Source organism: Cupriavidus sp. HPC(L) (assembly GCF_000307735.3).
GTDB lineage: Bacteria > Pseudomonadota > Gammaproteobacteria > Burkholderiales > Burkholderiaceae > Cupriavidus.
In genome coordinates this window covers 1-16843 of sequence record NZ_AMPR02000460.1, presented here as the reverse complement: position 1 = coordinate 16843, position 16843 = coordinate 1, and the positions used below count along the sequence as shown (strand labels likewise).

Sequence of the window (16843 nt, the reverse complement as noted above, 5' to 3'; positions counted from 1 at the left end):
GCTCGCGGGAGGGGGCGGGGGCGGGGCGCTTGTCGTTACCGATGACGTTGGCATGGCGAGCGCCCTTTACCCTCTCCCCCAACCCCTCTCCCGCGAGCGGGAGAGGGGAGCCAGTCCATCACTACCCACGAATTCCCGACCATGAACGAACCGCTCGACCTCGACTCCCTCGGCATTGATACGCTCGGCGTGCGCGCCGGCACGCTGCGCAGCGAGTTCATGGAGCATTCGGAGGCGATGTACCTGACGTCGAGCTTCTGCTTCGGCAGCGCCGCCGAGGCCGCCGAGCGCTTTGCCAACTCGGAACAGGGCTATACCTACTCGCGCTTCACCAATCCGACCGTCAGCATGTTCCAGCAGCGGCTGGCCGCGCTCGAAGGCGCGGAGGCCTGCATGGCGACCGCCTCGGGCATGAGCGCGATCCTGTCGGTGGTGCTGTCGTCGATGCAGGCGGGCGACCATCTGGTCAGCTCGCGCGCGATCTTCGGCTCGACGATGACGCTGTTCTCGAACATCTTCTCGAGGTTCGGCGTCGAGACCACCTTTGTCGACGGCACCGACCTGGCCGGCTGGCGCGCCGCGGTCAGGCCCAATACCAGGCTGTTCTTCCTGGAGACGCCGTCGAATCCGCTGACCGAGGTCGCCGACATCGCGGCGGTGGCCGAGATCGCGCACGATGCCGGCGCGCTGCTGGTGGTCGACAACTGCTTCTGCTCGCCGGCGCTGCAGCAGCCGCTGCGCTTGGGCGCCGACATCGTCGTGCATTCGGCGACCAAGCATATCGACGGCCAGGGGCGCGTGCTGGGTGGCGCGGTGCTGGGCAAGCACGACTTCATCATGGGCAAGGTGTTCCCCTTCGTGCGGACCGCCGGCCCGACGCTGTCGGCCTTCAACGCCTGGGTCATGCTCAAGGGCATGGAGACGCTGGCGATCCGCATGGAGCGCCATTCGGCCAGTGCGCTGGCGCTGGCCCAGTTCCTCGAATCGCATCCGGCGGTGGCGCGCGTCTATCACCCCGCGCTGAAGTCGCACCCGCAGCACGAGATCGCGATGCGCCAGCAGAGCGGCGGCGGTGCGATCGTGTCGTTCGAACTGAAGGGCGCGACGCCGGAACAGCAGCGCGCCAATGCCTGGCGCGTGATCGACAGCACGCGGCTGTGCTCGATCACCGGCAACCTGGGCGACACGCGCACCACGGTGACCCATCCGTACACCACCACGCACGCGCGCGTCAGCCCCGAGGCCAAGGCCGCGGCCGGCATCGGCGAGGGCCTGATCCGCATGGCGGTGGGGCTGGAGTCGGTCGAGGACCTGAAGGCGGATCTGCTGCGCGGGCTGCGCGACTGATCCCGGCTCGCTGGCCAGCAAGAACAAAAGCCGGCCCTGGGGCCGGCTTTTTGCTTTCAGCCAGTCGTCGTCCCCGCGCAGGCTGGGACCCGGTGGCTATCCACGACGCTAGGTTCCCGCCTGCGCGGGAACGACGCCGAAGGTGTCCCGCCTCAGCGCAGCATCCGCCGGCGCAGCAGCATCAGCGCTACCACCAGCGCCACCGCCGCATAGGCGGCCAGCACCGCCAGATGCAACCCGACCTGCTCGACCGGGCGGTCCAGCATCAGCGGCCGGATCAGCGCCACCGCGTGCGCCAGCGGCAGCGCCTGCGTGGCGGACTGCACGCCGGGCGGCAGTTGTTCCAGCGGGAAGAACACGCCCGACAGCAGCAGCATCGGCGTCATCACGAGCGTCTGGTAGAACATGAAGAAGTCGTAGCTGGGCGCCAGCGCGGTGACGATCATCGCGAGGCTGGCGAAGGCGATGCCCGCCAGCGCGATCACCGGCAGCGCCAGCAGCGCGTTGGGCATCTGCGCATAGCCGAGCGCACTGGCCACCAGCATGATCGCCACGCCGGACAGCACCGCCTTGCTGGCGGCCCACAGCACCTCGCCGAGCACCACGTCGCCCAGCGTCAGCGGCGCATGCATGATGGCCTCCCAGGTGCGCTGCACGTGCATGCGGGAGAACGCCGAATACATCGATTCGAAGCTGGCCGACATCATCACGCTGGAGGCGGTGGTGCCGGCGGCCAGGAAGGCGATGTAAGAGACGCCGTCGACGCGTCCGACCAGCAGTCCCAGCCCCAGCCCGAGGCCGAACAGATAGATCATCGGATCGGCCAGGTTGCCGATCATCGAAGGGATCGCCAGCTTGCGCCAGACGCGGTAGTTGCGGTACCAGACCATGGTCCAGTTGCGCAGGTTCAGCGGCCACAGCGGCTGCGGATAGCGCCGCGCGGCAACGGTCGCGCCGCCGGCCGGGGCCGCCGCGGTGGCCAGCTTGCCGTCGTTGCACGGGTCCGGGTCTCGTTCGCTCATGGTTTCTCTCGATGGTTCGGTGCGTCGCGGGCGGGTGGGTGGATGGCGATCAATCCCGCATCTCGCGGCCGGTCAGCTTCAGGAACACATCCTCCAGATTGGCCGGACGATGCAGATAGCGGATGCCGCCATTGCCGTGCAGCGCGGCCAGCAGCGGTTCGGGCTCGCGCACGTAGCAGAACAGCGTCTCGCCGCTCTTCTCGGTGCGCTCGGCCAGCGGCGCCAGCCGCTCGCGCAGCGCGTCCAGCTCCTCGCCATAGACCTCGACCACGTCGCAGCCGATCTGCCGGTCGATCAGCTCGTGCGGCTTGCCTTCGGCGATCTTGCGGCCGCCGTCGATCACGCACAGATAGTTGCACAGCCGCTCGGCCTCCTCCATGAAATGCGTGGTCAGCAGGATGGTCTTGCCGGCGGCCAGCAGCGACTTGAGCCGGTCCCAGATCAGATGGCGCGCCTGCGGATCGAGCCCGGTGGTCGGCTCGTCCATCACCAGCAGGTCCGGATCGTTGATCAGCGCACGCGCCACGGTCAGGCGCCGGCGCATGCCGCCGGACAGGTCACGCACATGCGCGTCGGCGCGGTTTTCCAGGCGGGCGAATTCGAGCAGCATCGGCACGCGCCGTTCGATCTCGGCGGCTGGCAGGCCGAAGTAGCGGCCGAAGATGCGCAGGTTCTCGACCACGGTGAAGTCCGGGTCCAGATTGTCGAACTGCGGCACCACGCCGACGCGCATGCGGGCCTGCGGCGCGCGTGCGGGAACCGGTTCGCCGCACAGCGTCAGCTCGCCGGAGGCCGGCGTGGTCAGCCCCAGCAGCAGGCGCAGCGTGGTGGTCTTGCCGGCGCCGTTGGGGCCCAGCAGGCCGAAGCATTGGCCGCGCTGCACCTGCAGGCTCAGATCGTCGACGACGACGGTATCGCCGTATTGCTTGCGCACGTGGCGCAACTCGAGAATGGCAGTCAACGCAGCGTTCCGGTGAAGCGCGCCTGGCGCAATCCCGCCATTATGCCGATCCCCCTGCGATCGGTCCTTGGCGCGCCGCAGCACAAGCGGCGCGGTGCTGCGCCTGTCTGTCCTGTCGCGGTACCGGTCGCGGCTGCTAGGCCGTGCGTCCGGCCCGCAGGCGGCGCATCAGCGAACGCACCAGCCCGTGCAGCAGCCAGCCCAGCGCCAGGCCGAGCCCGTCGGCCAGCACGTCGATCGCGTCGGCGGAGCGATAGGGCGTCATCGACTGCAGCCACTCGATCAGTCCGCCATAAACCAGCAAGCCGATCGGCACGAGCCAGGGCCGCGACGGATAGGCGCGCCATCCGAGCACGCCAAGCGTGGCAAAGGCCAGCAGATGATTGCTCTTGTCCCAGCCGGTGGTCGGCATCGGCGCGGCCGGCGGCATCAGCGCCAGCGTCAGCACGGCGCACAGGCACAGCCAGAACGCAAGGCGCCATGGCGACCGACCGGTCGTCAGACTGGATGACGGACGGAAAGGCGTGCGGGAAGACATGCGGAAACGGTTCCTGAGGCGAGACAACAGGAACGTAATGTAGCAGCCGGGGCAGGTGCCCGATATCGGCTGGCGGGATGGGTGGCGCAGCGGGTGTCGTCGGCCAGAAGGCTGGACGAGGGGGCGCTCCCAGGCAGGGAAGAGCGGCAGGGGGTCACGCGGTGGGCGATGCGCCGCGCCCGCGGGACTCCCCGGCAGTCGAAGAGGCTCAGTACATCTTCTTCGGCAGCATCTGCATGCGCAGACGCTTGCGCAGGCGCGACTCGGCGGCCTTCTTCTTGCGCTTGCGCTCGGTCGTCGGCTTCTCGTAGGCCGTGCGGCTCTTCAGTTCGACGATCAGGCCATTTTGCAGAATGGCCCGGCGGAATCGCCGCATGGCGACATCAACCGGTTCGCCCGGCTTCAAAACGATCTTGGTCAAAGCGTGTCCTTCGGGGTGCCGCTGCTGCGGCGGGGTGGAACGGTGAGCCTCGGCAGCCTCGAGCCTGCGCTCGCTGCCGATACCCGCGGAGCTGGGTGTTGGCAAAACCCCGCAAGCGTGGCGGGGCAGTGGACCGGAAGGGTGGGCGTGCGAGTCGCGACGACGTCGGTCACGCAAGATGCCAGCGCACCAGTGAAAAGGCCCGCCATCTCGGATGGCGGGCCTTTTATTCTTTGGCTCCCCGACCTGGGCTCGAACCAGGGACCTGCGGATTAACAGTCCGTCGCTCTACCGACTGAGCTATCGGGGAACAGCTGAGAAAAGGATTATAGCCAGTTTCTCGTTACTTCGTCAACAACGTTTCGACATTTTGTTGTCGTTGCGTCATCCGCCAAACGTTGCGCCGAAGTGTCCGGCTTGCCTGCCCATTCGTTGGGTCGGAAGCCGTGGGGCCGATCCGGTGCCGCGAATGTGCGTTGGCGAGGGGCGCATTATAGACGGCGAGCGCCGCGAATGCCAAGAAGAATTTGCGGGGCGCAACAAAAAACCGCCCGAAGGCGGTTTTCTGGTTCGTCATCCGATCGCGAAATCGCTCAGTCGAACACCGGCGATTCGACGCCGAGGATCTTGTGCAGCTTCGGCGAGGTCGTCGTGTACTGCATGTGGATCTTCTTCTCGGGGAAGATGTACGGCGCGGCGCCGAAGGCGGCCAGCGCGGCCTCGTGGAAGCCCGACAGGATCAGTTTCTTCTTGCCCGGATAGGTGTTGATGTCGCCGACCGCGAAGATGCCCGGGATGTTGGTCTCGAACTTCTCGGTATCGACCTTGATCTGCTTGCGCTCCAGGTCCAGGCCCCATTCGGCGATCGGGCCGAGCTTCGGCGACAGGCCGAAGAATACCAGCAGATCGTCCAGCGGCATGCGGCGCGTCACGCCGTCGCCGCCGGTGACCTTGATCTCGGTCAGCACGCCGTCCTTTTCCTCGTAGCCGGTGACCTGGCCGACCATGAACTGCATTTCCATCTGCTCGCACAGTTCCTTCATCTTCGCCACCGAGGCGGGCGCGGCGCGGAAGCCGTCGCGGCGGTGGATCAGCACCACCGACTCGGCCTTGCCGACCAGATCCAGCGTCCAGTCCAGCGCCGAGTCGCCGCCGCCGACGACCACCAGATTGCGGCCGTGGAAGCGGCTCGGATCCTTGACGCGGTAGAACAGCTGCTTGCCGTCGAACTTGTCCAGGCCCTCGACCTTCAGCGTGCGTGGCTGGAACGAACCGACGCCGGCGGCGATGAAGATGGTCTTGGTCAGGAAGCGGGTGCCGAGCGAGGTCTCGACGAAGAAGCGGCCGTCCTCCTGGCGCTCGACCACCGAGACTTCCTGGCCGAGGTGGAAGGTCGGCTCGAACGGCTCGATCTGCTTGAGCAGGTTGTCGGTCAGCTCCTGGCCGGTGCAGATCGGTACCGCGGGGATGTCATAGATCGGCTTGTCCGGATACAGCTCGACGCACTGGCCGCCGACGACCTTCAGCGAGTCGATCACGTGCGCCTTGATCTCGAGCAGGCCGAGTTCGAAGACCTGGAACAGGCCGACCGGACCGGCGCCGACGATCAGCGCGTCGATTTCGAGGGGCTGGCCACCGCCAGCGTTGCCGCCGACCTGGTTGGTGGTGTCCGCGACGGGGTTGGGGATGCTCAAGTCCATATGCGTCCTGATACGTTTGGGGGCACGGTCTGTGCCCGGCATTGCGGGAAAGCGCGTGGGGACGGCTTTCTCTTTGTCGCTATCGGGTGGGTGCGGCCGGCGCGTCGGCTCAGCGCTCCAGGTATTGCAGCTTGCCGGTGGCGTCCTTCCATTCCTCGGCCTCGGGCAGCGGGGCCTTGGTCTTGGTGATCGAAGGCCAGCTGCGGGCCAGTTCGGCGTTCAGTTCGATGAACTGCTGCTGGTCGCCCGGCACGTCTTCCTCGGCATAGATCGCGTTGACCGGACACTCGGCGACGCACACCGCGCAGTCGATGCACTCGTCCGGATCGATCGCGAGGAAGTTCGGGCCCTCGCGGAAACAATCGACCGGACACACGTCAACGCAGTCGGTATAGCGGCAACGGATGCAGGATTCGGTGACAACGTGAGTCATTTCGGTTCCAGGAAAACGGATCGGCTTCGATGGGAGACTGTTTTTGGCCGCTTGTGTCGGTACTGGTGCCCGTACAACGCCCGCACGCGCGGGGACGAGCGTCGACCGCGGCCTTTCAAAGATCGGTATTGTAGCCGACCCGTTCGTCCCGCACAGCGGCCCTATATAGCCGAATCAGATAGTTTTCTTATTTCTTTATGCGAGCCTGTTCGGCATTGGCGCACGGTCATCGGGTGCTGGTTTGCCGGTGCGATGCGCAACGGTCTTGTATTGGCCCCATGCACGACGAGGTCGCGCGATGGGGTAGCATGTGGGCCTGATTCGGCACACTTGTGCGGGTTACGCCATGATCATCCAGTCTCTGCTCGACACCGACCTCTACAAATTCACGATGATGCAGGTGGTGCTGCATCATTTCCCGGCGGCCCAGGTCGAGTACCGCTTCAAATGCCGCAATGCCGGCGTGGATTTGACGCCGTACGCGGACGAGATCCGCGCGCAGATCGAACTGCTGTGCCAGTTGCGCTTCACCGAGGACGAACTGGAATACCTGCGCGGCTTTCGCTTCATCAAGAGCGATTTCGTCGATTTCCTCGGGCTGTTCCAGCTCAACGCCAAGTACGTGTCGGTCCGCCCGTCGCCGACGCACCCCGGCGAGATCGACATCACGATCCGCGGCCCGTGGCTCCATACCATCCTGTTCGAGGTGCCGCTGCTGGCGATCGTCAACGAGGTGTACTTCCGCCATACGCAGCCGCAGCCCGACTGGGAAGAGGGCCGGCGCCGCCTGGTCGACAAGCTCGCGCTGCTGCGCATGCCGGGCCGCGACGACTGCGTGATCGCCGACTACGGCACGCGCCGCCGCTTCTCGCGCGACTGGCAGGGCGAGGTGCTGGCCTCGATGCAGCAGCTGCTCGGACCGCAGCTGGCCGGCACCAGCAACGTGCATTTCGCCCGCCAGCACAACCTGACGCCGCTCGGCACGATGGCGCACGAATATCTGCAGGCCTGCCAGTCGCTGGGGCCGCGGCTGCGCGATTCGCAGGTGTTCGCGCTCGAGACCTGGGCGCGCGAATATCGCGGCGACCTCGGCATCGCGCTGTCGGACACCTACGGCTTCGACGCCTTCCTGAACGACTTCGATCTGTACTTCTGCAAGCTGTTCGACGGCGTGCGGCACGACTCCGGCGATCCGGTGGCCTGGGGCGAACGGATGCTGGCGCACTACACCAGGAACCGCGTCGATCCGCGCAGCAAGACGCTGATCTTCAGCGACAACCTCAATATCCCGCGCGTGATCGAGCTGTATGAACGCTTCGGCGGCCGCTGCCGGCTGGCGTTCGGTGTCGGCACCAACCTGACCAACGACCTGGGTTACACGCCGCTGCAGATCGTCATCAAGATGGTCCGCTGCAATGGGCAGCCGGTCGCCAAGCTGTCGGACACGCCGGAGAAGACGATGTGCGACGACCCGGCCTACCTCGGCTATCTGCGCCAGGTGTTCGGCGTGGAGACCGCCTGAGCCAGCCTGATCCTGGCGCCGTTTTCCGTCGAAGGGCGCGGGCAGGGGGACTTATAATGCCCGCTGCTCCCGCCTCCCGACTCCGATCGCCCGAACCATGAATACCGATTCCGCTCGCGACCGCATCTTCGCCCGTATCCGTGCCGCCCAGGGGCGGCCGGCGCAACCGACCCGGGGCGAGCGCGAGGCGGTGGCCGACTATCTGGCGCGCCATCCGCAGGGGCCGCGTCCCGGCGTGGCCGGCGATCTGGTCGAAGCCTTCAGCGTGCAGGCGCGCAAGATGGCCTCGACGGTCGAGCGCGTCGCCACGCTGGCCGACGTGCCGGCGGCGGTGGCGCACTATCTGAGCGGGCTGGCCTTGCCGCCGCGCGCGGTCGCCTGGCCGGCGCTCGGTGCGCTCGACTGGCAGGCACAGGGCATCGCGGTCGAAGCGCGGCCACCGCTGCGCGATCCGCAGGCCGACCGCGAGCATGGCGACCTGGTCGGCATCACCGGGTGCTTCTGCGCGATCGCCGAGACCGGTTCGCTGATGCTGCTGTCCGGACCGGAGACCTTCGCCTCCGGCGCGCTGCTGCCCGAGACCCATATCGCGGTGGTGCCCGCCGGGCGCATCGTCGCCGACCTCGAGGAAGCCTTCGCGCTGGTGCGCGCCGAGCGCGGCGAGCTGCCGCGCGCGACCAACATCATCAGCGGTCCGTCCCGTACTGGCGATATCGAACAGACCATCGTGCTCGGCGCGCACGGACCGTATCGCGTGCACGTGGTGCTGGTCGAACAGGCCTGAGCGAGCCTGCGGCACGGCACGCGGGACGTCGCCGCTGCAGGCCTCTCACCCCATTGCATCTCGCCGCCTTCGCACGGAGGCGGGCATCCCGTTTCGAACAAGACCAATGACAGGAGACCCAACACGATGCAGTCCGCCTTCGCGCCGCGCGTAATCAACGCGCCCCGGCTGGCGCTGCCGGCCATGCTGGCGATGTTCCCCGCGCTGGCCGGCGCCGCCGAGCTCGACGGCGCCACCCTGGGGCCGCTGTGGGCCTTGCCGTTCGCCGGCATCCTGCTGTCGATCGCGCTGTTCCCGCTGCTGGCGCCGCGCTTCTGGCATCACCACTTCGGCAAGGTCGCGGCCGCCTGGGGCCTGCTGTTCCTCGTGCCGTTCGCGCTGGCCTTCGGCACGCATGCCGCGGCGGCCAACGTCGTGCATGCGCTGCTGGCCGAGTACATTCCGTTCATCGTGCTGATCGGCGCGCTGTATATCGTCGCCGGGGGCATCTGCGTGCAAGGCAATCTGCATGGCACGCCGAAGCTCAATACCGGCATCCTCGCACTCGGCACCTGCCTGGCCAGCGTGATGGGCACCACGGGCGCGGCGATGCTGCTGATCCGGCCGCTGCTGCGCGCCAACGACAACCGGCGCCATGTCGCCCACGTCGTGGTCTTCTTCATCTTCCTGGTCGCCAATGCCGGCGGTTCGCTGACGCCGCTGGGCGATCCGCCGCTGTTCCTCGGCTTCCTGAAGGGTGTCGAATTCTTCTGGACCACGCGCCACATCTTCCCCGAGACGCTGTTCCTGTGCGCCGCGCTGCTGGCGATCTTCTATTTCGTCGATCGTTACTACTTTCTCAATCGCGAAGAAGAGCTGCCGCCGCGGCTCGATCCGACGCCGGATTCGCCGGGCATCCGCATCGAGGGCAAGGCCAATTTCGCGCTGCTGCTGGCGGTGATGGCGCTGGTGCTGATGAGCGGCCTGTGGAAGCCGGGCACCGAATTCGACGTACTGGGCACGGTGGTGCCGCTGCAGGCGCTGGTGCGCGACGTCGCGCTGGTGGTGGTGGCGCTGGTGTCGCTGGCCATCACGCCGCACAGCGCGCGCGCCGGCAACGAATTCAACTGGGATCCGATTCTCGAAGTCGGCAAGCTGTTCGCCGGCATCTTCCTGACGATCATCCCGGTAATCGCGATGCTGAAGGCGGGCACCGACGGCGCCTTCGCCGGCGTGATCCGCGCGGTCAGCGACAGCAACGGCCAGCCGATCGACGGCATGTATTTCTGGGCCACCGGCCTGCTGTCGTCGTTCCTCGACAACGCGCCGACCTACCTGGTGTTCTTCAATACCGCCGGCGGCGACGCGGCCACGCTGATGACGCGCGACGCCACCACGCTGGCGGCGATCTCGGCCGGCGCGGTGTTCATGGGCGCCAACACCTATATCGGCAATGCGCCGAACCTGATGGTCAAGGCGATCGCCGAGAACCGCGGCGTGCGCATGCCGAGCTTCTTCGGTTATATGCTGTGGTCCTGCGGCATCCTGGTGCCGCTGTTCGGGGTGATGACCCTGCTGTTCTTCCGCGTCTGAGGTACACGATGGCTTCGCAACCGCAACCGCAACCGCAATCCGCTTCCTCGCGCCCCGCCGTGCTGGTCACGCGGGCGATCTTCCCCGATGTGATCGAACGCCTCGCGCAGTATTTCGACGTCGATCACAACCAGCCCGACGTGCCGCTCGACGCCGCCGCGCTGAAGGCTCGCCTGGCCGGCAAGGCCGGCGTGCTCTCCAATGCCGCCGATCGCATCGACGCGGATTTGATCGGCGCGCTGCCGCAGCTGCGCGCGGTCTGCAACATGGCGGTCGGCTACAACAATCTGGACCTGCCGGCGCTGACGGCGGCGGGCATCGTCGCCACCAACACGCCGGACGTGCTGACCGAGACCACCGCCGACTTCGGCTGGGCGCTGCTGATGGCGACCGCGCGGCGCGTCACCGAGTCCGAGCACTTTTTGCGCGCCGGCAAATGGGAGCGCTGGTCCTACGACATGTTCCTCGGCATGGATCTGCACGGCAGCACGCTGGGCATCCTCGGCATGGGCCGCATCGGGCAGGCGCTGGCGCGCCGCGCCGCCGGCTTCGGCATGACGGTGCTCTATCACAACCGCAGCCAGCTGCCGGCAGAGATCGAACAGGGGCTGGGCGCGCGCTACGTCAGCAAGGCCGAACTGCTGCGCGAGTCGGACCATCTGATGCTGGTGCTGCCGTACAGCGAGCAGAGCCACCATGCGATCGGCGCGGCCGAACTGGCGCAGATGAAGCGGTCCGCGACGCTGATCAACCTCGCGCGCGGCGGCATCGTCGACGACGCGGCGCTGGCCGAGGCGCTGCGCGAGAAGCGCATCTTCGCCGCCGGTCTCGATGTGTTCGAAGGCGAGCCCAAGGTGCATCCCGCGCTGCTCGAGGTGCCCAACGTCGTGCTGACCCCGCATATCGCCAGCGCCTCGGAGAAGACGCGGCGCGCGATGGCGAATCTGGCGGCCGACAATCTGATCGCGGCGCTCGGCGCCGGCCCCGATGCCGGCAGGCCGCCCTGCGCGCTGAACCCGGAAGTGCTGGCGCGCCGCTAGCGCACCGTCGCCGTCGCGGTTGCCCTGGCCGCGGCGGCGCCTTGTTGACGACCCCGTCCCCGATGTCCTCCTCCTCGCTGATCCTGATCGCCCTGGCGGCAATCCTGCTGCTGTCCCTGCTGACGCTGGTGCTCTTGCTGACGCGCGGGCGCGACGGCGGCCACGCGGAATTGCTGCAACGGCTGGCGGACTGGCGCGAACGCGGCGAACGCGACAGCGAACGGCTCGAACGCAGCCTGCGCGGCGAGGTCGCCGAGGCCGCGCGACTCGGGCGCGACGAGACCAGCGAGCAGATGATGCGCTTCCAGCAGACGCTGTCGGCGCAAATGACGCATATCGCCACGCTGCAGAACAACCAGATCGACATGTTCGCGCAGCAGCTGGCCAAGCTGACCGAATCGAACGAGCGGCGCCTGGGCGAGGTGCGTACCACGCTGGAACAGAAGCTCAAGGACATCGAGGCCAACAACGCCGCCAGGCTCGACGAGATGCGCCGCACCGTCGACGAGAAGCTGCACGCGACGCTGGAGCAGCGGCTGGGCGAATCGTTCCGCATGGTGTCGGACCGGCTCGAGCAGGTGCATCGGGGCCTGGGCGAGATGCAGATGCTGGCGCAGGGCGTCGGCGACCTGAAGCGCGTGCTGACCAATGTGAAGACGCGCGGCACCTGGGGCGAGGTCCAGCTGGAGATGCTGCTGCAGCAGATCCTGACGCCCGAGCAATACGCGCGCAACGTCGAGACCGTGCCGAATTCGGGCGCACGGGTCGAGTTCGCGATCCGGCTGCCCGGCAAGGAGGTCGGCGTCGGCAACGCCGCGGGTAATAGCAACGGCAACGGCACGGTCTGGCTGCCGATCGACGCCAAGTTTCCGAAAGAGCAGTACGAACGGCTGACCGATGCGCAGGAACATGGCGATGTCGACGGCGTGGCCGCCGCCGGCCGAGAACTCGAAGTCGCGATCAAGCGCGAGGCGCAGACCATCGCCGAGAAGTACCTGTCGCCGCCGGCCACCACCGATTTCGCGATCCTGTTCCTGCCGACCGAGGGACTCTATGCCGAGGTGCTGCGCCGGCCGGGACTGACCGACCTGCTGCAGCGCAATCACCGCGTGACGGTGGCCGGCCCGACCACGCTGACCGCGGTGCTCAACAGCCTGCAGATGGGCTTTCGCACGCTGGCGCTGGAAAAGCGCTCGAGCGAGGTGTGGGAGGTGCTGGGCGCCGTCAAGACCGAGTTCGGCAAGTTCGGCGACGTGCTGGCGCGCACCCGGGACACGCTCGAGCGCGCCGCCCGCAATATCGAGCAGGCCGAGGTGCGCAGCCGCCAGATGGCGCGCAAGCTGCGCAAGGTCGAGGCGCTGCCGTCGGAGGCGGCCGAGCAGCTGCTCGGCTTGCCGGAGCAGGACGACGGCGAAGCTGGCGGGAAGGATGCCGGTCCGGCGCCCTGAGCCCGGCCTGCGGCAGCGTTGGGGCGTTGCCGACAAAAAAAGCGCATCCGTCGGGATGCGCTTTTTTTTTGCGGGGGAGGGCCGGGCCGCCGGAGCCTATTGCCCTTCGTTCGGCAGATTGCGGATCGTCACCTCGATGCCGCCGAAGCGGGCCGCCACCCAGTTGTAGGCCTTGCAGGCCAGCCACAGCAGGCCGAAGCCGACCAGCGCGTTCAGAATCAGCGCGGTGAACACCGTGATGCCGGGCAGATCGCCATAGCGGACAAAGGCCACGAACAACCCCATCGACACGATCGGCACCGAGAAGCACAGATAGACCAGGACGAGCGCGCGTGCGGTCTTGACGGGGTGGAGGTAAGCGATCTCCTGATTCATGACAGCGTGGCAGTGGGGAAGAGTTGGGTTGCGGCAAGTGTAGCGAATGGGTGGCGTGGCGCATAGCCTCGCCCCGCCGGGCCGGCCAAAAGCGGCCGCCGGCACGGCTTCGGTAAGCAAAAAAACGACAGTGGAGCGGGGCGGTGCCGCCGTGCCGCGGTGGGGCGAATGGTGGGGGCAGCGACCTTACAGCAGGCCCTCGAACAGCATGACCTCGACCGGATCGCCGGCCGCGACGCCGCCTTGCTCGTGTGCCAGCACGATGAAGCAGTTGGCCTCGCTCATCGAGCGCAGCACGCCCGAGCCCTGCTGGCCGGTGATGCGCACCTCCCACTGGCCGTCGGCGCCGCGCGCGAGGATGCCGCGCTGGTATTCGGTGCGGCCCGGCTTCTTGCGGATCGCCTGGGCGCTGCGCACGCGCATCAGCGGCGGCGGCGCGATGTCCGCGCCCATCATGCGGTGCAGCGCGGCGCGGACGAAATGGTAGAAGGTCACCATCACCGCGACCGGATTGCCGGGCAGGCCGAACAGCAGCGCCTGATGGCCGTTCGACGCGATGCGGCCGAAGGCCATCGGCCGGCCGGGGCGCATCGCGATCTTCCAGAAGGTCACGTCGCCGAGTTCGGCCATGATCTGCTTGGTGTAGTCGGCCTCGCCGACCGACACGCCGCCCGAGGTGATCACCGCATCCGCGTTTTCGCAGGCGCTGCGCAGCGCGGCCTCGAGCGCGGCGGGATCGTCGCGCACCACGCCCATGTCGATCAGATCGACATGCAGCCGTCGCAGCATGCCGTGAAGCGTGTAGCGGTTCGAGTCGTAGACGCAGCCGGCGTCGAGCGGCTCCCCGATCGAACGCAGCTCGTCGCCGGTCGAGAAGAAGGCCACGCGCAGCCGCCGCCGGACCTTGACCTCGGCGATGCCGAGCGAGGCCAGCAGGCCGAGGTCGGCGGGGTTCAGCACGCGGCCCTGCCTGAGCGCGGGTTTGCCGCGCGCCAGGTCTTCGCCGCGCAGGCGGCGGTTGTCGCCGGCCCGCACCGCGTCGGCGGCAAAGCGTACGGTCTCGCCTGCTGCCTCGCCTGCTGTCTCGCCCGTCCCCTGCGCTACGCGCTGCGTGAATTCCTGCGGGATTACCGTATCGCAGCCAGCCGGCATCACCGCGCCGGTCATGATCCGTACCGCCTCGCCGGCGGCCGGGACCAGGCCGGGCGCCTCGCCGGCCAGCGCGGTGCCGATGACGCGCAGCGTCACCTCGCCGCCGCTTGCAGCCTGCAGCGCGGCGCTGGCGAAGGCATAGCCGTCCATCGCCGAGTTGTCGTGCGCCGGCACGTCGAGCGGCGACACCACGTCCTCGGCCAGCACGCGGTCCAGCGCCGCGCGGATCGCGACCTGCTCGATGCCGCTGACCGGTTCGACCACGTCGGCGATGATCCGGTTGGCCTGCGCCACCGGCAGCGCGGTGGGATCGTAGTCGGACAGGCAGGAGATCACGGATTGCAGGGACGGCATGGCAGGGTTCGGGTAGGGATCAGGTTCGGGGTTGGGTTCGGTTTGGGCGCAGCGGGTGCCGGTCGGAATGCGGAGCCGCGGGCCGGCCGGGGCCGCGCTCTTTGCTCCGCTCAGCGCGCCTCGAAAGTGCGCAGTTCGTCCAGCGTGTTGATATTGGCGAACGGCGCCGCATCGTCGAACGGCACTTCGGCCAGCCGGTGCTGCGAGGCCCACGCCTCGATCTTGCGGCCGCCGCCGTTCAGGAAGGCGACCAGGCTGTCCAGCGCGGTATGCGGCATCAGCAGGAACACCGGCTGCGTCTGGCGGCGGCCCTGCTCGTCGAGGGTGACCGGCATCGCCATCTCGGCCCCTTCACGTTCGATCGCCTGCGCCAGCCGCGCCACCAGATCGGTCGGCAGGAACGGCGAATCGCACGGCGCGGTGACCATCCAGCGCGTCTGGCACTGTTCCAGGCCGGCCAGCATGCCGGCCAGCGGGCCGGCGAAGTCGGGCACCGAGTCGGTGACCACCGGCACGCCGAACGACTCGTAGGCGGCCAGGTTGCGGTTGGCATTGATCAGCAGCGCGCCGGTCTGCGGCGAGAGCCGCATCATCGTGTGCATCGCCATCGGCGCGCCACGCAGCAACTGCAGGCCCTTGTCGGTGCCGCCCATGCGGCTGCCGCGTCCGCCGGCCAGGATCAGGCCGGTAATGTCTTCGCGTTCGATCATCGCGGTGCAGGAAAAAAAGGGGTAAAGCGTTGAAGCGTTGATGGGATCGGAGCCGAGGCGGCGCGCCTAGCCGCCGATATAGGACATCTCGATCTTGCGCGCCGCGCGGGCCGCGCGCACCTGCTCGTCGCCGCGCTGCTCCGAATAGTTGTCGGTGCGCTCGCGCCAGACGCCGGCGATCGCGTTGGCGATCTCGAGGTCGCTGTGCCCGTCGCGCAGCAGCGTGCGCAGATCGTAGCCCTCGGTGGCAAACAGGCACAGATAGAGCCGGCCCTCGGTCGACAGCCGGATGCGGCTGCAATCGCCGCAGAAGGCGTGCGTGACGCTGGAGATCACGCCGATCTCGCCGGCGCCGTCGCGGTAGCGCCAGCGCTGCGCGGTCTCGCCGCTGTAGTTGGCCGCAATCGGTTCGAGCGGAAACTCCGCGTCGATGCGCGCGACCACTTCGTCCGACGGCAGCACCTCGTCCATGCGCCAATGGTTGCTGGCACCGACGTCCATGAACTCGATATAGCGGACGATGATGCCGCTGCCCCGGAAATGGCGCGCCATCGGCACGATCTCGGCGTCGTTGGTGCCGCGCTTGACCACCATGTTGACCTTCAGCGGCGCCAGCCCGACCGCCTGCGCGGTCTCGATGCCCTTGAGCACGTCCGCCACGGCGAAGTCGACGTCGTTCATGCGGCGGAAGGTGGCGTCGTCGATCGCATCGAGGCTGACCGAGACCCGCGTCAGCCCGGCATCGCGCAGCGCACGCGCCTTGCGGGCCAGCAGCGAGGCATTGGTGGTCAGCGTCAGGTCCAGCGGCTTGCCGGCCGGCGTCTCGATGCGCGCCAGCATTTCGACCAGCTTCTCGATATTTTTGCGCAGCAGCGGCTCGCCGCCGGTCAGCCGGATCTTCTCGACGCCATGGGCGACGAACAGGCGCGCGACGCGCTCGATCTCCTCGAAGCTGAGCAGCTCCGAATGCGGCAGGAAGGTGTAGTCCTTGTCGAACACCTCCTTCGGCATGCAGTAGACACAGCGGAAATTGCAGCGGTCGGTCACCGAGATGCGCAGGTCGTGCAGCGGCCGACCGCGGCGGTCGGCCAGCAGCCCGCTCGGCGTTTCCAGCCGCGCGGGGATCGCGGGCTTCATCGAGTGGTATCGATGCTCGCGCAGATCGAAGATGGGAATGACGGATTCGGTCATGTCGTGATAGGTCGCCGCCAGCCCGGCGCCGTTCTGCCGCCATTCTAGCCGAGCTTGCGTGGAGGGATCGCCGGGACGGCCGGTTGGCGCGGGCGGCAAAGAAAAGGGGACGGCGGTGCCGTCCCCTTTTCTGCCGTCGTGGCGCCGAGAGGCGCCTGTCCGTCGCGCCTTACTGCTGCGCGGCCGACTGCTGCGAGTCCATCGTGACCTCGCGGCCGCCGGTCTCGACCAGCACCATCGGGCCCTGCGGCAGCGGCGGCAGCGGCTTGCGCT

Annotated in this window: 17 protein-coding genes and 1 tRNA gene; 6 read left to right on the top strand and 12 right to left on the bottom strand. The window is 67.8% G+C overall.

The window, feature by feature from the left end; genetic code table 11:
- Nucleotides 1-141 precede the first annotated feature (141 nt).
- Nucleotides 142-1347: an O-succinylhomoserine sulfhydrylase gene (locus B551_RS23725; protein ID WP_006578037.1), complete on the top strand. Its 1206-nt coding sequence runs from the start codon at nt 142-144 to the stop codon at nt 1345-1347.
- Nucleotides 1348-1499: 152 nt separating this feature from the next.
- On the opposite strand, the gene B551_RS23720 is transcribed toward B551_RS23725, so the two are convergent.
- The 8 genes from B551_RS23720 to fdxA form a co-directional block, all read right to left on the bottom strand.
- Nucleotides 1500-2369 carry an ABC transporter permease gene (locus B551_RS23720; RefSeq protein ID WP_006578038.1) on the bottom strand — a complete coding sequence of 290 codons (870 nt, stop codon included), beginning with the start codon at nt 2367-2369 and terminating at the stop codon, nt 1500-1502.
- A 49-nt stretch (nt 2370-2418) separates the two neighbouring features.
- On the bottom strand, nt 2419-3330 hold the full coding sequence (gene nodI, locus B551_RS23715; RefSeq protein ID WP_006578039.1) for a nodulation factor ABC transporter ATP-binding protein NodI: 912 nt from the start codon (nt 3328-3330) through the stop codon (nt 2419-2421).
- A gap of 136 nt (nt 3331-3466) precedes the next feature.
- Nucleotides 3467-3868 (bottom strand): VanZ family protein, encoded by a 402-nt coding sequence (locus B551_RS23710; protein WP_023265152.1) that lies wholly within the window; start codon nt 3866-3868, stop codon nt 3467-3469.
- A 208-nt stretch (nt 3869-4076) separates the two neighbouring features.
- On the bottom strand, nt 4077-4289 hold the full coding sequence (gene rpsU / locus B551_RS23705; RefSeq protein ID WP_006578041.1) for a 30S ribosomal protein S21: 213 nt from the start codon (nt 4287-4289) through the stop codon (nt 4077-4079).
- A gap of 234 nt (nt 4290-4523) precedes the next feature.
- Nucleotides 4524-4599: transfer RNA gene (locus B551_RS23700), tRNA-Asn, on the bottom strand.
- A 33-nt stretch (nt 4600-4632) separates the two neighbouring features.
- Nucleotides 4633-4866: a hypothetical protein gene (locus tag B551_RS26345; protein WP_157072095.1), complete on the bottom strand. Its 234-nt coding sequence runs from the start codon at nt 4864-4866 to the stop codon at nt 4633-4635.
- 16 nt (nt 4867-4882) lie between these two features.
- Entirely contained in the window at nt 4883-5989 is a 1107-nt protein-coding gene (locus B551_RS23695; RefSeq protein ID WP_006578042.1) for an NAD(P)/FAD-dependent oxidoreductase, read from the bottom strand.
- A 109-nt stretch (nt 5990-6098) separates the two neighbouring features.
- Entirely contained in the window at nt 6099-6422 is a 324-nt protein-coding gene (gene fdxA / locus B551_RS23690) for a ferredoxin FdxA (protein WP_006578043.1), read from the bottom strand.
- Between the two features lie 346 nt (nt 6423-6768).
- On the opposite strand from fdxA, the gene pncB reads away from it, so the two are divergent.
- The 5 genes from pncB (at nt 6769) to rmuC (ending at nt 12788) form a co-directional block, all read left to right on the top strand.
- A complete protein-coding gene (gene pncB, locus B551_RS23685; RefSeq protein WP_006578044.1) occupies nt 6769-7944 on the top strand; it encodes a nicotinate phosphoribosyltransferase in 1176 nt (391 codons plus the stop codon).
- A 97-nt stretch (nt 7945-8041) separates the two neighbouring features.
- Complete coding sequence (locus B551_RS23680) at nt 8042-8728, top strand: lactate utilization protein C (protein WP_023265151.1); 687 nt, start codon at nt 8042-8044, stop codon at nt 8726-8728.
- Between the two features lie 126 nt (nt 8729-8854).
- Nucleotides 8855-10300, top strand: coding sequence for a sodium:proton antiporter (locus B551_RS23675; RefSeq protein ID WP_006579821.1), 1446 nt, complete (start codon nt 8855-8857; stop codon nt 10298-10300).
- An 8-nt stretch (nt 10301-10308) separates the two neighbouring features.
- Complete coding sequence (locus B551_RS23670; protein ID WP_006579820.1) at nt 10309-11340, top strand: D-glycerate dehydrogenase; 1032 nt, start codon at nt 10309-10311, stop codon at nt 11338-11340.
- Between the two features lie 62 nt (nt 11341-11402).
- Nucleotides 11403-12788, top strand: coding sequence for a DNA recombination protein RmuC (gene rmuC / locus B551_RS23665; protein ID WP_006576514.1), 1386 nt, complete (start codon nt 11403-11405; stop codon nt 12786-12788).
- A 96-nt stretch (nt 12789-12884) separates the two neighbouring features.
- On the opposite strand, the gene B551_RS23660 is transcribed toward rmuC, so the two are convergent.
- From B551_RS23660 to moaA, 4 genes are all read right to left on the bottom strand, one after another.
- Complete coding sequence (locus B551_RS23660) at nt 12885-13163, bottom strand: hypothetical protein (RefSeq protein ID WP_006576515.1); 279 nt, start codon at nt 13161-13163, stop codon at nt 12885-12887.
- 186 nt (nt 13164-13349) lie between these two features.
- The gene (gene glp / locus B551_RS23655) at nt 13350-14669 is read right to left on the bottom strand and encodes a gephyrin-like molybdotransferase Glp (RefSeq protein WP_023265149.1); all 1320 of its coding nucleotides are present in this window, start codon (nt 14667-14669) and stop codon (nt 13350-13352) included.
- A gap of 110 nt (nt 14670-14779) precedes the next feature.
- Nucleotides 14780-15379 (bottom strand): molybdenum cofactor guanylyltransferase MobA, encoded by a 600-nt coding sequence (mobA, locus tag B551_RS23650; RefSeq protein ID WP_006576516.1) that lies wholly within the window; start codon nt 15377-15379, stop codon nt 14780-14782.
- A gap of 66 nt (nt 15380-15445) precedes the next feature.
- Nucleotides 15446-16570, bottom strand: a complete 1125-nt coding sequence (gene moaA / locus B551_RS23645) for a GTP 3',8-cyclase MoaA (protein WP_006576517.1) — start codon at nt 16568-16570, stop codon at nt 15446-15448.
- Nucleotides 16571-16843: the final 273 nt, after the last annotated feature.

Coding starts and splice junctions, on each gene's coding strand:
- B551_RS23675 (WP_006579821.1), top strand. CDS start 8,855: ATGCAGTCCGCCTTCGCGCCGCGCGTAATCAACGCGCCCCGGCTGGCG.
- B551_RS26345 (WP_157072095.1), bottom strand. CDS start 4,866: ATGACGAACCAGAAAACCGCCTTCGGGCGGTTTTTTGTTGCGCCCCGC.
- pncB (WP_006578044.1), top strand. CDS start 6,769: ATGATCATCCAGTCTCTGCTCGACACCGACCTCTACAAATTCACGATG.
- moaA (WP_006576517.1), bottom strand. CDS start 16,570: ATGACCGAATCCGTCATTCCCATCTTCGATCTGCGCGAGCATCGATAC.
- B551_RS23680 (WP_023265151.1), top strand. CDS start 8,042: ATGAATACCGATTCCGCTCGCGACCGCATCTTCGCCCGTATCCGTGCC.
- glp (WP_023265149.1), bottom strand. CDS start 14,669: ATGCCGTCCCTGCAATCCGTGATCTCCTGCCTGTCCGACTACGATCCC.
- B551_RS23720 (WP_006578038.1), bottom strand. CDS start 2,369: ATGAGCGAACGAGACCCGGACCCGTGCAACGACGGCAAGCTGGCCACC.
- rmuC (WP_006576514.1), top strand. CDS start 11,403: ATGTCCTCCTCCTCGCTGATCCTGATCGCCCTGGCGGCAATCCTGCTG.
- mobA (WP_006576516.1), bottom strand. CDS start 15,379: ATGATCGAACGCGAAGACATTACCGGCCTGATCCTGGCCGGCGGACGC.
- B551_RS23670 (WP_006579820.1), top strand. CDS start 10,309: ATGGCTTCGCAACCGCAACCGCAACCGCAATCCGCTTCCTCGCGCCCC.
- B551_RS23695 (WP_006578042.1), bottom strand. CDS start 5,989: ATGGACTTGAGCATCCCCAACCCCGTCGCGGACACCACCAACCAGGTC.
- B551_RS23710 (WP_023265152.1), bottom strand. CDS start 3,868: ATGTCTTCCCGCACGCCTTTCCGTCCGTCATCCAGTCTGACGACCGGT.
- fdxA (WP_006578043.1), bottom strand. CDS start 6,422: ATGACTCACGTTGTCACCGAATCCTGCATCCGTTGCCGCTATACCGAC.
- B551_RS23660 (WP_006576515.1), bottom strand. CDS start 13,163: ATGAATCAGGAGATCGCTTACCTCCACCCCGTCAAGACCGCACGCGCG.
- B551_RS23725 (WP_006578037.1), top strand. CDS start 142: ATGAACGAACCGCTCGACCTCGACTCCCTCGGCATTGATACGCTCGGC.